13 protein-coding genes are annotated in these 13,785 nt (G+C 60.0%); 8 read left to right on the forward strand and 5 right to left on the reverse strand.

Annotated elements, in window-relative coordinates:
• The first annotated feature begins 16 nt into the window (after window positions 1-16).
• From V7756_RS14395 to fabI, 5 genes are read left to right on the forward strand one after another with little or no spacing between them, the layout of a single operon-like run.
• Window positions 17-1,873, forward strand: coding sequence for an extracellular solute-binding protein (locus V7756_RS14395; protein ID WP_335610885.1), 1,857 nt, complete (start codon window positions 17-19; stop codon window positions 1,871-1,873).
• A 2-nt stretch (window positions 1,874-1,875) separates the two neighbouring features.
• Window positions 1,876-2,949 carry a microcin C ABC transporter permease YejB gene (locus tag V7756_RS14400; RefSeq protein ID WP_335610886.1) on the forward strand — a complete coding sequence of 358 codons (1,074 nt, stop codon included), beginning with the start codon at window positions 1,876-1,878 and terminating at the stop codon, window positions 2,947-2,949.
• An 11-nt stretch (window positions 2,950-2,960) separates the two neighbouring features.
• Window positions 2,961-3,983, forward strand: a complete 1,023-nt coding sequence (locus tag V7756_RS14405; RefSeq protein ID WP_335610917.1) for an ABC transporter permease — start codon at window positions 2,961-2,963, stop codon at window positions 3,981-3,983.
• Window position 3,984: 1 nt separating this feature from the next.
• Complete coding sequence (locus tag V7756_RS14410) at window positions 3,985-5,616, forward strand: ABC transporter ATP-binding protein (RefSeq protein ID WP_335610887.1); 1,632 nt, start codon at window positions 3,985-3,987, stop codon at window positions 5,614-5,616.
• A gap of 17 nt (window positions 5,617-5,633) precedes the next feature.
• Window positions 5,634-6,428 carry an enoyl-ACP reductase FabI gene (gene fabI, locus V7756_RS14415; RefSeq protein ID WP_335610888.1) on the forward strand — a complete coding sequence of 265 codons (795 nt, stop codon included), beginning with the start codon at window positions 5,634-5,636 and terminating at the stop codon, window positions 6,426-6,428.
• A gap of 59 nt (window positions 6,429-6,487) precedes the next feature.
• On the opposite strand, the gene V7756_RS14420 is transcribed toward fabI, so the two are convergent.
• Window positions 6,488-7,696, reverse strand: a complete 1,209-nt coding sequence (locus V7756_RS14420) for an ammonium transporter (RefSeq protein WP_335610889.1) — start codon at window positions 7,694-7,696, stop codon at window positions 6,488-6,490.
• A 396-nt stretch (window positions 7,697-8,092) separates the two neighbouring features.
• On the opposite strand from V7756_RS14420, the gene V7756_RS14425 reads away from it, so the two are divergent.
• Window positions 8,093-9,256 carry an EAL domain-containing protein gene (locus tag V7756_RS14425; protein WP_335610890.1) on the forward strand — a complete coding sequence of 388 codons (1,164 nt, stop codon included), beginning with the start codon at window positions 8,093-8,095 and terminating at the stop codon, window positions 9,254-9,256.
• 83 nt (window positions 9,257-9,339) lie between these two features.
• Here the strand turns inward: V7756_RS14425 and V7756_RS14430 are convergent, their stop codons facing one another.
• Genes V7756_RS14430 through V7756_RS14445 form a run of 4 tightly spaced genes read right to left on the reverse strand, consistent with a single transcriptional unit; the run spans window position 9,340 to window position 11,936 of the window.
• Window positions 9,340-10,653, reverse strand: a complete 1,314-nt coding sequence (locus V7756_RS14430; protein WP_335610891.1) for an ATP-binding protein — start codon at window positions 10,651-10,653, stop codon at window positions 9,340-9,342.
• Window positions 10,650-11,321 (reverse strand): response regulator transcription factor, encoded by a 672-nt coding sequence (locus V7756_RS14435; protein ID WP_335610892.1) that lies wholly within the window; start codon window positions 11,319-11,321, stop codon window positions 10,650-10,652. The genes V7756_RS14430 and V7756_RS14435 overlap by 4 nt, the downstream gene beginning before the upstream one ends.
• Window positions 11,321-11,635, reverse strand: a complete 315-nt coding sequence (locus V7756_RS14440) for a PepSY domain-containing protein (RefSeq protein ID WP_335610893.1) — start codon at window positions 11,633-11,635, stop codon at window positions 11,321-11,323. Before V7756_RS14440 ends, V7756_RS14435 begins: the two co-directional genes overlap by 1 nt.
• Window positions 11,628-11,936: a PepSY domain-containing protein gene (locus tag V7756_RS14445; RefSeq protein WP_335610894.1), complete on the reverse strand. Its 309-nt coding sequence runs from the start codon at window positions 11,934-11,936 to the stop codon at window positions 11,628-11,630. The genes V7756_RS14440 and V7756_RS14445 overlap by 8 nt, the downstream gene beginning before the upstream one ends.
• Before the next feature lie 111 nt (window positions 11,937-12,047).
• Here V7756_RS14445 and V7756_RS14450 point away from each other — a divergent pair, with 111 nt between their 5' ends.
• Window positions 12,048-13,127 (forward strand): patatin-like phospholipase family protein, encoded by a 1,080-nt coding sequence (locus tag V7756_RS14450; RefSeq protein WP_335610895.1) that lies wholly within the window; start codon window positions 12,048-12,050, stop codon window positions 13,125-13,127.
• Window positions 13,124-13,783, forward strand: coding sequence for a class I SAM-dependent methyltransferase (locus tag V7756_RS14455; protein ID WP_335610896.1), 660 nt, complete (start codon window positions 13,124-13,126; stop codon window positions 13,781-13,783). Before V7756_RS14450 ends, V7756_RS14455 begins: the two co-directional genes overlap by 4 nt.
• Window positions 13,784-13,785 lie beyond the last annotated feature (2 nt).

Genomic DNA, 13,785 nt, shown 5'->3' on the forward strand with positions numbered 1-13,785 from the left:
ACAATAAGGTCTCCGAATGCCTTTCTCGTTGAAATCCATTTGTCTGCTTTTATTTACCTGCTACGCGGTTACTGCCCTTGCGCAACCAGGGCAGCACGCTCTCACGCTCTACGGTGAGCCGCCCAAATACCCGGCAGACTTTCAGCACTTCGATTACGTCAATCCCGAAGCCCCCAAGGGCGGCACTCTGCGGTTGGCCGGCTTCGGCAGCTTCGACTCGCTCAATCCCTATATCAGCCGCGGCACCACTGCTGAAAACCTGGCGCTGATCTACGACACCCTCACCTTTCACGCCCTGGATGAACCCTTCACCGAATATGGCCTGATTGCCGAACGCATGGAAAAGGCACCAGATGGCACCTGGGTACGCTTCTATCTGCGCCCCGAGGCGCGCTTTCATGATGGCGAACCCATCACCGCCGCCGACGTCGTCTTTACCTTCAACACGCTGATCACAGATGGCGCCCCCTTCTACCGCGCCTATTACAGCGACGTCACCGAGGTGGCAGCCGAGGATGAGCGAACCGTAACCTTTCACTTTCGCGACGGCACCAACCGCGAACTGCCGCTGGTGGTTGGCCAGTTGCCGGTGCTGCCTCAGCACTACTGGCAGGATCGGGATTTTACTCGCGGCTCCCTTGACGTTCCGCTCGGCAGCGGCCCCTACCGCATCGGCCAGGTACGCCCCGGCCGCAGCGTCAGCTTCAAGCGCGACCCAGACTACTGGGCAAAGGATCTGCCGGTGCAGCGCGGCTTTTATAACTTCGACCGGGTAGTGGTGGACTACTACCGCGACACCAGCGTCACCCTGGAAGCCTTCAAGGCCGGCCAGTTCGATTTCAACGAAGAGATGGTTGCCAAGAACTGGGCCATCGGTTATGAGAGCCCTGCTCTCAGCGCGGGCCGCATCATCAAAGAAGAGCTGCCCAACAGCAACACACGCGGCATGCAGGGGTTCGTCTTCAACATGCGCAAGCCCTACTTCGCGGATGTGCGCGTGCGCCAGGCCATCAGCCTGCTGTTCGACTTCGAGTGGGCCAACGCCAAGCTGTTTCACCACGCTTATACGCGCAACCAGAGCTACTTCGACAATTCCGAATTGGCCGCCCAGGGCGAACCCGATGCCGCCGAACTGGCGCTGCTGGTGCCATTGCGCGACCAACTGCCCGCTGCGACTTTCGGCCCCGCTTATGTGCCTCCGAGAACCGACGGCAGCGGCAATCTGCGCGAGCTGAGACGCCAGGCCTATGCCCTGCTACAAGAGGCAGGCTGGAATATCGTCAACGACCAACTGGTCAATGCCGAGGGCGAGCCGCTCAGCTTCGAATTTCTCCTGGTGCAAGCCGACTTCGAGCGAGTACTGCTGCCCTTCAAGCGCAACCTGGCTTCCCTGGGCATCGACATGACACTGCGCCGGGTAGATGTCTCCCAGTACATCAATCGCCTGCGTTCACGCGACTTCGACATGATCGTCAGCAGCTTCGCCCAATCCAACTCACCGGGTAACGAGCAGCGCGAGTACTGGCACTCATCCAGCGCCGACAACCCCGGCAGCCGTAACCTCATGGGGCTGAAGGACCCGGCAATCGATGCGCTGGTAGAAGGGCTGGTGCAGGCAGACAGTCGGGAGGCGCTGGTGACCCATACCCGCGCCTTGGACCGCGCCCTGCGCGCCCAGCACCTGGTGGTCCCCAACTGGTATACCAGCGTCTACCGTGTGGCTTACTGGGACAAGTTCGAGCACCCAGAGGTTACCCCCAAGTACAGTCTGGGCCTGTGGACCTGGTGGGCCGACGCCGACAAGGCGGCGACTGCCGCCCCTGAAGAAACCCAGGTGCCTGCAGTTACCATCCCTGTTGGCGAGGACCAATAAGCATGCTGGCTTACATTGTTCGCCGCCTGCTGCTGATCATCCCCACGCTGTTCGGCATATTGCTGATCAATTTTCTGATTATCCAGGCAGCACCCGGCGGCCCGGTCGAGCAGATGATCGCCAACCTTGAAGGCTTCGAGGGTAGCGCAACCAGTCGAGTATCCGGCGGTGGCGGCGAGGTGGCGAGCGGTGGCAACTACCGCGGCGCCCAGGGGCTGGACCCGGAGATCATCGCCGAGATCGAAAAAATGTACGGCTTCGACAAGCCGGCCCATGAACGCTTCTGGATGATGATCAAGGGGTATCTGCAGTTCGATTTTGGTGACAGCTTCTTTCGCGATGCCAAGGTCACCGACCTGATTCTGGAAAAGATGCCGGTTTCCATTTCGCTGGGACTATGGACCACGCTCATCACCTATCTGATTTCCATCCCCCTGGGCATTCGCAAAGCCATTAGGCACGGCTCCGCCTTTGATATCTGGACCAGCTCGCTGATCATCGTCGGCTACGCCATACCCGGCTTTTTGCTGGCCATACTGCTGATAGTGCTGTTTGCTGGCGGCAGCTATCTGGACTGGTTCCCACTGCGCGGGCTCACCTCCAACAACTTCGACGAGATGAGCACCTGGGAGCAGATCGGCGACTATTTCTGGCATCTGGCGCTACCGGTGTTTGCCATGGTAGTGGGCAGCTTTGCCACACTGACCATGCTGACCAAGAACTGCTTTCTGGACGAGATCGGCAAGCAGTACGTGACGACCGCGCGCGCCAAGGGCTTGTCCGAGAGCCGGGTGCTTTATGGTCACGTGTTTCGCAACGCCATGCTGCTGATCATTGCTGGCTTCCCGTCCGCGCTGATCAGCATCTTCTTCACCGGTTCGCTGCTGATCGAGGTGATCTTTTCGCTGGACGGCCTCGGCCTGCTGGGTTTTGAGGCCGCCATCAACCGCGACTATCCCGTCATGTTCGGCACTCTCTTCATCTTTACCCTGCTGGGTCTGGTAGTGAAGCTCATTGGTGATATCACCTACACCCTGGTGGACCCACGCATCGACTTCGACAGCAGGGAGGGTTGAGCATGCAACTGATCAAGCTGTCTCCGCTCAACCAGCGCCGCTTCGCGCGCTTCCGTGCCAACAAGCGCGGCTGGTGGTCGCTGCATCTGTTCATGGTGCTTTTTGTACTCAGCCTGGGCGCCGAGCTGATCGCTAATGACAAGCCCCTGGCAGTGGGCTTTCAGGGCGAGCTGTATTTTCCGGTATTCGAACGCTACCCGGAGACCGCCTTCGGCGGTGAATTTCCTATCGAGGCCGACTATCGCAGCCCCTATATCCAGCAATTGATCAAAGAGGATGGCGAGGGCTGGATGCTCTGGCCGCCCATCCCCTACCACTACGGCACCATCAACTACGATCTCGACGTGCCTGCCCCGGCGCCGCCCTCAGCAGACAACTGGCTGGGCACCGATGACCAAGCGCGCGATGTGATGTCCCGGGTCATCTACGGCTTTCGCATCTCGGTGCTCTTTGCCCTCACATTGACTATCTTCAGCTCCATCATCGGTGTCATCGCCGGCGCCATTCAGGGTTTTTACGGTGGCCGTATCGACCTGTTGGGGCAGCGCTTCATCGAGGTATGGTCCGGGCTACCGGTGCTCTATCTGCTGATCATTCTGGCCAGCTTCGTACAGCCCAACTTCTGGTGGCTGCTCGGCATCATGTTGATGTTTTCCTGGATGTCGCTGGTGGACGTGGTGCGCGCCGAATTCCTGCGTGGCCGCAATCTCGAGTACGTGCGCGCGGCCCGGGCCTTGGGTGCCAGCAACGCCACCATCATGTTCCGGCATATTCTGCCCAACGCCATGGTGGCGACTCTGACCTTTTTCCCGTTCATTCTGACCGGCGGGGTGATTACCCTCACCTCGCTGGACTTTCTCGGTTTCGGCCTGCCGGCGGGCTCGCCCTCGCTGGGCGAGTTGATCGCCCAGGGCAAGGCCAATCTGCAAGCGCCCTGGCTGGGCCTTACCGCCTTTGTTGTGCTGTCACTCATGCTGAGCTTGCTGGTGTTTATCGGCGAGGCCCTGCGCGACGCTTTCGACCCAAGGAAATGAGATGACAGATACGCCCCTCATCAGCATCCGCAACCTCAGCGTGGCCTTCAACCAGGGTCCCAGCCAGGTCAATGCCGTGCATGATGTCAGTTTCGACATTTACCCTGGCCAGACGCTCGCCCTGGTTGGCGAGAGCGGCTCCGGCAAATCGGTGACCGCACATTCGATACTGCGTCTGCTGCCCTACCCTGCGGCACATCATCCCAGCGGTGAAATCCACTACGGCGGCCAGGATCTCCTGCACGCTGACGAAAAAACCCTGCGCAAAGTGCGCGGCAATCGTATCTCGATGATCTTTCAGGAGCCCATGAGTTCGCTGAACCCGCTGCACACGGTCGAGCGGCAGATCAACGAGGTGCTGGCCTTGCACAAGGGGCTGAAGAAAAAAGAGGCGCGCGCGCGCACCCTCGAGCTGCTGCATCTTGTGGGTATCCCCGAGCCGGAGAAGCGCCTGGCGTCCTACCCCCACGAGCTGTCCGGCGGGCAGCGGCAGCGGGTGATGATCGCCATGGCCCTGGCCAACGAGCCGGAGCTGTTGATTGCCGATGAACCTACCACCGCGCTGGATGTGACGGTACAGCTGAAAATTCTCGATCTGCTCAAGGAATTGCAGCAGAAACTGGGCATGGCGCTGCTGCTGATCAGCCACGATCTGAACCTGGTACGCAAGATTGCCCACCGGGTATGTGTCATGTATCAGGGTCGCGTCGTCGAAGAGAATGATTGCGCCACGCTGTTCAGCGATCCGCAGCACGACTATACCCGGCAATTGCTGGCGGCGGACCCAAGCGGCGAGCCAGTGCCAGTCGAGGCCGGCGCACGGGAGATACTGCGCGCCGAGCAGGTCAGGGTCTGGTTTCCGATCAAGAAAGGCGTGCTCAAGCGTACCGTGGATCACGTCAAGGCAGTCACCGACATCAGCTTCAGCCTGCCCGAGGGACAGACTTTGGGCATCGTCGGCGAAAGCGGTTCGGGCAAGACTACCCTGGGCATGGCGCTGTTGAGGCTGCTGGACAGTCAGGGCGTGATCGAATGTAACGGCAACCGGCTGGATAATCTCAGCCAGCGTGAAGTTCGGCCTTTGCGACGCGAGTTCCAAGTGGTGTTTCAGGATCCCTTTGGCAGCCTGAGCCCGCGCATGTCGGTTGGCCAGATTATCAGCGAAGGGCTGGAAATCCATCGCATCGGCACTGCCGAAGAGCGCGAACAGATGGTGATTCAGGCGTTGCAGGAAGTCGGCCTGAACCCCGACACCCGGCATCGCTACCCGCACGAGTTTTCCGGCGGACAGCGCCAACGCGTTTCCATTGCGCGCGCGCTGGTGTTGAAGCCCAGGCTGATCCTGCTGGATGAGCCGACCTCGGCGCTGGACCGCACCGTGCAGGGCCAGGTGGTCGAGCTACTGCGCGAACTGCAACAGAAGTACAATTTGAGTTATTTATTTATCAGCCACGACCTGGCGGTGGTAAAGGTCCTCAGCCATCAGCTGATGGTCATTCGCCAGGGGCAGGTAGTCGAACAGGGACCGGCAGGCGAGATTTTTGCGTCACCGCAACATGACTATACTCGTCAGTTGCTGGATGCGGCTTTTGCCATACCCAATACCCTTAACAAGGCCACGACGGCCCCGTAACAAAACAGGAAAGCACTATGGGATTTCTCAGCGGAAAGCGCGTACTCATCGTTGGCGTTGCCAGCAAACTCTCCATTGCCTCCGGCATTGCCGCCGCGATGCACCGCGAAGGTGCCGAGCTGGCCTTCACCTATCAGAATGAAAAACTGAAGGCGCGGGTCGAAGAATTCGCCGCCGGCTGGGGCTCGGGCCCCGAGCTCTGCTTCCCCTGTGATGTTGCCAACGATGCCGAGATCGAGCAGGTATTCGCCGAGCTGGGCAAGAAGTGGGACGGTCTGGACTGCATCGTGCACTCGGTCGGCTTCGCACCCGGCGATCAACTGGACGGCAACTTCGCCGAAGTCACCACCCGGGAAGGCTTCCGCATCGCTCACGATATCAGCGCCTACAGCTTCGTCGCCCTGGCCAAGGCCGGTCGCGAAATGATGAAAGGCCGCAACGGCAGTCTGCTGACGCTGTCCTACCTGGGCGCCGAGCGCACCATGCCCAACTACAACGTCATGGGTATGGCCAAGGCCAGCCTCGAAGCCGGCGTGCGTTATCTGGCCACCAGCCTCGGCCCGGAAGGCACCCGGGTCAACGCAATCTCTGCCGGGCCGATTCGTACCCTGGCCGCCTCCGGCATCAAAAGCTTCCGCAAGATGCTGTCGCACAACGCCGCGCAAACACCGCTGCGCCGCAACGTCACCATCGATGAAGTGGGCAATGTTGGTGCCTTCCTCTGCTCCGACCTGGCCTCGGGCATGTCCGGCGAGATTACTTATGTCGACGGTGGTTTCAACATCACCGCCATGGGTAACCTCGAAGAGTAAGTCTGCAGCATAAAAAAACCGGGCGCATGCCCGGTTTTTTTATGCTCTGCAAACGCAGCTCAATCTTCGGAGATCGCCCCGATCTTGTGTATCGAGAGGTCAGCACCCTGAAACTCGTCTTCCTCGCTCAAGCGTATGCCGACCATTGCCTTGATCGCACCGTACACCAGCAGGCCACCCAACAGCGCAACAACCACACCCGCAGCAGTACCCACCAGTTGCGATAGCATGCTCACCCCGCCCAGGCCGCCAAAGGTCTGCAAGCCAAAGATACCCGCCGCAATACCACCCCATACCCCGCACAGACCATGCAAGGGCCACACGCCCAGTACGTCGTCAATCTTGAAGCGGTTTTGCGTGAGTATAAAGGTCCAGACAAACAGCCCGCCGGCGACTACTCCCGTAGCCAGTGCTCCCAACGGATGCATCAAATCCGAGCCCGCGCACACCGCTACCAACCCGGCCAGCGGCCCGTTGTGAATAAAGCCGGGGTCCGCTCGGCCCACCAGCAGCGCCGCCAGGGTGCCGCCGACCATGGCCATCAGCGAGTTGACCGCTACCAGGCCACTGATGCCCTCCAGCGTTTGCGCCGACATCACGTTGAAACCGAACCAGCCGATCGACAGGATCCAGGCGCCCAGCGCCAGGAAGGGTATGTTCGATGGCGGCATCGCTACCACGTGGCCATCGCGATAACGTCCACGCCGTGCCCCCAGCAGCAGCACCGCGCCCAGCGCCAGCCAGCCGCCCACTGCATGAACTACCACCGAGCCGGCAAAATCATGGAAGGGCGCGCCAAAGCTGGCTTCCAACCAGGCCTGAAAGCCGTAGTTGCCGTTCCAGACAATCCCCTCGAAGAAAGGATATACCCCCCCGACTATCAGCAAGGACGCACAGAGCTGAGGGGCAAACTTGGCGCGCTCGGCGATACCGCCCGAGATGATCGCCGGAATGGCGGCAGCGAAGGTCATCAGGAAGAAGAATTTGACCAGCGCATAACCGTTATTCTCGGACAGAGTGGCGGCGTCGACGAAGAAGTTGGCCCCGTAGGCGATCCAGTAGCCGATAAAAAAATATGCCAGGCAGGAAATAGCAAAGTCGCTGATAATCTTGGACAGGGCATTGACCTGGTTCTTCTGCCGTACCGTGCCTACTTCCAGGAAGGCAAAACCGGCGTGCATAGCCAGCACCATGATCGCGCCCATCAAGATAAACAGGGTGTTGGCGCCGTGAACCAGGGTTTCCACAGCGCTGTTCAGGTTTTCCATTCAGACAGCCTCATTAAAGAACATCCAGAGCGCACTATTTATGTGCAATATCTAAGCTTGTGCTCCATCCAGGTGCCAAAGACCACCTGAGCTGAAAACGGCCAAACCTGGCCGCACATTTGCGCCCGCCAATTTTATTTTTTATTTTCATAACGTTATGGGTTACTCAGCGCCTCAGCCTTGGTGGCGAAGCACTTTATCGGGGCATAGATCAAGCCTCCAATCCCCCAATGAGTGCAATCCTCATACCAAAAACACCAATTCCTGCACCGATAGCGAACACAGCAGTGATTCTCGTCCTGCTGTCTGCGTCTGCCCCCTGATAGCGGCAGCTTCAGGCGCCTTGGCTATAATCTTGCATACCGCTACCGGCCCTCATCCGACTCGGAGAATAATGTGTTTAATGGTCAGCCACTGCCGTACTTCCAGCCTTTGATCGATACCGCCACGGGGCGTATCGCCGGCTATGAAGCGCTAGCCCGTCTACGCGACGACGATGGCAACGTAACCAGCGCCGGGCCGCTGTTTACCGATCCAGAGGTAGACCCCGCCGATCTGCTGGAGCTGGACCGTTGTATTCGACGCATGGCACTGGAACGCTTTCGCGATACCCCGGATGGCTTCATCAGTCTTAATATCTCGCCGCTGTGGGTGAGCCAGCTGCAGCCGGGCCAGCCCCTGCCCAGCCTGCAACTGCTGGAGGAAATAGGTCTGCCTGCTGATCAGGTGGTATTCGAGATAACCGAGCTGCAAGGCAGCATCGAGCAGCTGCGCGACGTAGTGCAGCGCTATCGCCAGGCCGGTATTCGCATTGCCATCGACGACTTCGGTGCCGGCTATTCCATGCTTGATCGCGTGTTGGCCTTGGAACCGGATATTCTCAAACTCGACATCCAGCTGTTCCGCAAGGCGGCCAGCGGCAACGGCAATAGCGGCGACTTTGTCAGAGCACTGGCGTTGATGGCGGAAAAAAGCGGCTGCTGGATCATTGCCGAGGGAGTGGAAACCGAACAGGAGCTGCATTTCGCCCTGGAGTGCGGCGCGCGCTATGTACAGGGCTACCTGTTTGGCCGACCGGACGAGAACTTCCTGCCCGCCGAAGCGGTGCAGGAAAGGTTTTCGGAGATGCGCGATCACTATGTGCACGAGAAGCTTGCCGAGCGCGCCAAGTTAGCCAAGTTGCGCAAATCGCTGGGCGAGCTGTTCGGCGAACTACGGGTGTGGCTGAGCAAGGGCGCGCAGCCGGCTCACCTGCCTTCGCCAGAGGCTTACCCCTGGCTACTACGCTGCTTTCTGTGCGACTCGCACGGCACGCAGATTTCGCCCAACTATGAATGGACAGGCAACGCCTGGCAAACCGATCCGCGCTACCTTGATCACAACTGGTCGTGGCGGCCCTATTTCTATCAGATCCTGGCCGAAGCCGGCGAGGACAGCCGAGTGATACTGTCCAACCGTTACCGCGACGCCACCACCAACCAGTACTGTCTGACCTCGGGTCTGTTTATCGACGACAGCCGGCATCTGTTGCTGGTCGACATCGACACGTCCTACCTCTGACGCGGCCGGGGCTGCGCTGACGCCTCCGGGCGGCGGTTGACGCCGTGCGCCCACCACTGGGCAGGTGGCTGAGCCATATCCGCTCAGCTGCGCAGCGGCAGATTGACAGTTACCAACAAACCGCCCAGGTTAGAATCCGCCAACTGCAAGTGGCCTTCATAGGCCGCAACCAGGTCAGTGACTATGCCCAGGCCAAGGCCGTGCCCGGGCATCTGCCGGTCCAGCCGCGCGCCCCGCGTGAGCACCTGCTCGCGCGCCTGCGGGGCAATCCCGGGGCCATCATCCATTACCTGCAATTGCAACTGCCCTTGCGCCAGGGTCCAGCTCACCACTACGGTACTGCTGGCCCATTTGCAGGCATTGTCGATCAGGTTACCCAGCAGCTCCTGCATGTCTTCTCGATCAAAGGGCCATTGGGCTTGCCCATCGCCACGCACGCTGATCTGAATGTGCCCGTACAGCGATTGCACCGCCGCCACCAGCGCCTGCATGTCAGCCGGAGCCTGAAAGCGTTCAGCGCGCTGTTGCTCCGGAGCAAGCCGTGCGCGCTGCAGGCTGCGTTCAAGCTGCGCGTGGATAATCTCCAGCTGATCGCGCAGCGGCTGCAACTGCTCGACTGCAAGCCCCTCGCCAATATGCCCAAGGCGACTCTCAAGCACTGCCAGCGGCGTTTTCAGCGCATGACTCAGATCGCCTGCACTGCTGCGGGCACGCGTCAGCACGCGCTCCAGCTGGCGTCCCAGGTGATTGATCTCGCTTACCAGGGGTTGCAACTCCAGCGGCACCGCCTCACTCAACTGCACGCGCTGGCCTGTGCGCCATTCCGCCAGCTCGGCCTGGGCTTGACGCAGCGGCCTTAGCGCCCGCTGCAGCAGCCATTGCTGCGACAGCAGCGCAAGCAGAATGACCGTGGTTCCCAACCCCCACAACCACCAGCGCGCGCGTTGGAAGCTTGCCAGCAGCGGTTGGTAATCCAGTGCCACCGTGATGATCAACTGCTCACCATGACTGCTGTAGCTCTGCGACCAGAGCAGCAACTGTTGACCCTGTGGGCCCGGCACCAGCTCGGTGGTCTGCGTGTGGCCTGGCTGGCTGACCGGTAAACGCTGGTCCCAGAGCGAGCGCGAACGCCAGCGCTCCCGGCCCTGGACAATGAAATAACGGCCCGAGTAAACCCGCTGATAGTCCGGGTCTACCTTGTTCGCATCCAGATATAAACCCTCGCGGCCAGGCACCATGGCCGCCAACAGACTGTCGGCTTCGCCTTCCAGCAAGCTGGTCAGGTAGATACGTTGCGCCCGGTCGTACAGCCAGACACTGCCCTGCCCGATCAGCATCACACTGAGCAACATGATCAGCAGCAGGCCGACACCCAGGCGACGGCCAATGGATATCACGGTGCCCGCCCCACCAGCACATAACCCTGCCCGCGGCGAGTCTCTATCGCGGTGCGCCCCAGCTTGCTGCGCAGATGGTTGATCTGCACCTCGATCACATTGGAGTCACGCTCATCCTCATAGTCATACAGATGCTCGGCCAAGCGCGTCTTGGACAGCACCTGCCCCGGATGCAGCATCATGTAGCGCAGCAGCTTGAACTCGGTCGCCGACAAGGCAACCGCAGAAAGTCCCGCGCCACTGATCCGCTGGGTATTCTCATCCAGTTGCAAACCGCAGGCGTTGAGCACGGCACTCGGCTCCCGGCCGTGGGCACGACGCAGCAGGGCCTGCATGCGCAGCAACAACTCTTCGTCATGAAAGGGTTTGGTCAGGTAATCATCAGCGCCAGCTTGCAAGCCAGCCACGCGTTCGGTCCAGCGGCTGCGCGCGGTGAGCATCAGTACGGGGGTGTTCAGGCCGCTCTCGCGCCATTGCCTCACCACCTCCAGCCCGTCCATGCCAGGCAGGCCAAGATCGACTATGGCCAGGTCATAGGGCTCCTGCTCACCCAGTATCAGCGCATCGCGGCCGTCGGTTCGCCAGTCGACTGCATAACCGGCGCGCTTGAGGGTCAAGGCGAGTGTCTCCGCCAGTGCAACGTTATCCTCGACCAGCAGTATCCGCATCAATCATCCTCTTCGACCTCAAGCAATTCGCCAGTAAGGGCATCATACTCGAGTTCCATCACTTGCCGTTGCGGGCTGATCACTTCAATCTCGTAGACATAGCGTCCGTCGTCATGCTCCAGCTCGGCGCTCAGAAAACGGCCGGGGTAACGCGACAGCGCATCGTCAATGAACTGTTGGAGGGGCGCTATGCTGCCCTGCTCCACCAGTTGCAATATTTCATCCTGACCAATCTCGTCAGCTTGGCCAGCGCTACCGAACACAAAAAGGCCCAGCATCAGAATGCCGGGCCGCAGCAGAGGACTATCAGTCATCCTGCTTGTGTTCGAGTACTTCGCCATTGCTGGCATCCAGATCCACATCCCACTCCTGACCCTGTGCATCCTTGATTTCAACCTGGTAGATATAGCGACCATAATGCTTGTCCAGATCGGTGTCGGTGATGGTACCGGGCTGCACGCTCAGCGCCTTGTCGTTAAGCTCGTCGAACTTCTTGATGCTACCCTGCTCAATCAGCGTGTTGGCTTCATCCATACGCACGTCATCATCGGCCAGCAAAGCTGTGCTGCCCAGACCAAGGAAGGTTGCGCAAGTCAATACGATGGCTTTTTTCATCTGTAGTACCTCTGTCGTTTTAGGGTGTAGGCACAGAGTATAGTCAGCAGCTGAATCCAACCTTAAAATCCCCTGTTTGCCCATTTCGGCTATAAAAGGAACCGCCCCGACATGACCGCAATCCATGTTCGCGCCCCGGCATTGACGTTACGCGCCGGGCCCAGGGCCCTGCAGCATATCCGCCAGAACGGCCTGAGCCCGGCCGATGTGCATATGATCCCCGGCGCGGCCGGAGGGCCCAAAGCGCTCGGCATTCAGGGGCTTGACCTGGCCCTGTTCGGCGACTGGCTGCCCCGTTCACTACAGATGCGCAGCCTGATCGGCGCTTCCATCGGCAGCTGGCGTTTTGCCAGCGCCTGCATGCCGGATCCGGTGCATGCCCTGCGCCAGCTGGGCGAACTCTACACCAGCATGCGTTTCCCCAAGGGCGTGAGCATTCAGCGCATCAGCGCCGCCTGCGGTGAGATGCTGGATGAACTGCTCGGCGGTCAGTTCGAGAGTATTCTCGCCAACCCCCACTACCATCTCAATATCGTTGTGGTGAAAAGCCTGGGGCTGCTGCAACATGATTCACGCACCCGGCTGGGACTGGGCCTGAGCGGCGTGATTGGCGCCAATCTGCTGGGTCGCCGTCACCTGGGCCGGTTTTTTGAACGGGTAATTCTGCACGACCCACGCCAGCGCCCAGCTCTGGAGGAACTGCATGACTTCAAAAGCAGTCACGTCGACCTCAGCCCGCTCAACCTGCGCGCCGCGCTGCTGGCCTCCGGCTCCATCCCGATGGTGATGGAAGCTGTGCGCGATATTCCCGGCACCGCCACCGGCGTCTATCGCGATGGCGGCCTGCTCGACTATCATCTCGACCTCCCCTACAAGGCGCCGGGCGTGGTGCTCTATCCGCACTTTCTGGATCGCGTGGTGCCCGGCTGGTTCGACAAGACCTTGCCTTGGCGCAAAGCCAACCCTCTGCAAATGCGCGATGTGCTGCTACTCGCACCATCACGTGAGTACCTGGACACTCTGCCCTACCGCAAACTGCCGGATCGCAAGGACTTCAACCGCTTTGTGTACGACAACGATGGCCGCGAGAAGTATTGGCGCAAGGCAATGAGCGAGAGTGAACGTCTCGGCGATGATTTTCTGCAGCTGGTCGACTCGGACGAACTAATCAAACGCGTGCAACCACTATGATAGAGACCCCCGCGTATTCGCGCTGCCCACTCTGCCAGGCCAGTGCTGCCTGGTTCCACAGTGATGCCAGACGTCCCTACTACCAGTGTTCTGACTGCCTGTTGGTGCACGTTCCTGCCGCCTGGCATCTGAGCCCCGCCGAAGAGCGCGCCGAGTACGACCGGCACGAGAACCAACTGGATGAGGCGGGCTACAGAGGTTTTCTTTCGCGCCTTGCCGATCCCTTGTTGGCACGCCTGCAACCCGCCAGCCAAGGCCTGGATTTCGGTTGCGGTCCAGGCCCCGCGCTGGCAGCCATGCTGCGCGAACAGGGGCATGAAGTGGCCTTGCACGACCTCTACTATTACCCCAACCCGCAGCATCTCGCTCAGCAGTGGGACTTCATAACTGCCAGCGAAGTAGTCGAGCATCTGGCCCGGCCATTACTGGTGCTGGATCAACTCTGGGGTTGTCTGCGCCCTGGCGGGTGGCTCGGTTTAATGACCAAGCGGGTGACGGACCAGCAAGCTTTTGTGAACTGGCACTACAAGAGCGACCCGACGCACATCAGCTATTTCAGTGAGCGCAGTTTTCACTGGCTTGCGCAGCGCTGGGATGCCCATCTGGAAATAATCGGTGCGGATGTCGTGTTAATGCGCAAGCCTGAAACAGCTTAGCG

This window comes from Halopseudomonas sp., assembly GCF_036961105.1.
Classification (GTDB): Bacteria; Pseudomonadota; Gammaproteobacteria; order Pseudomonadales; family Pseudomonadaceae; genus Halopseudomonas.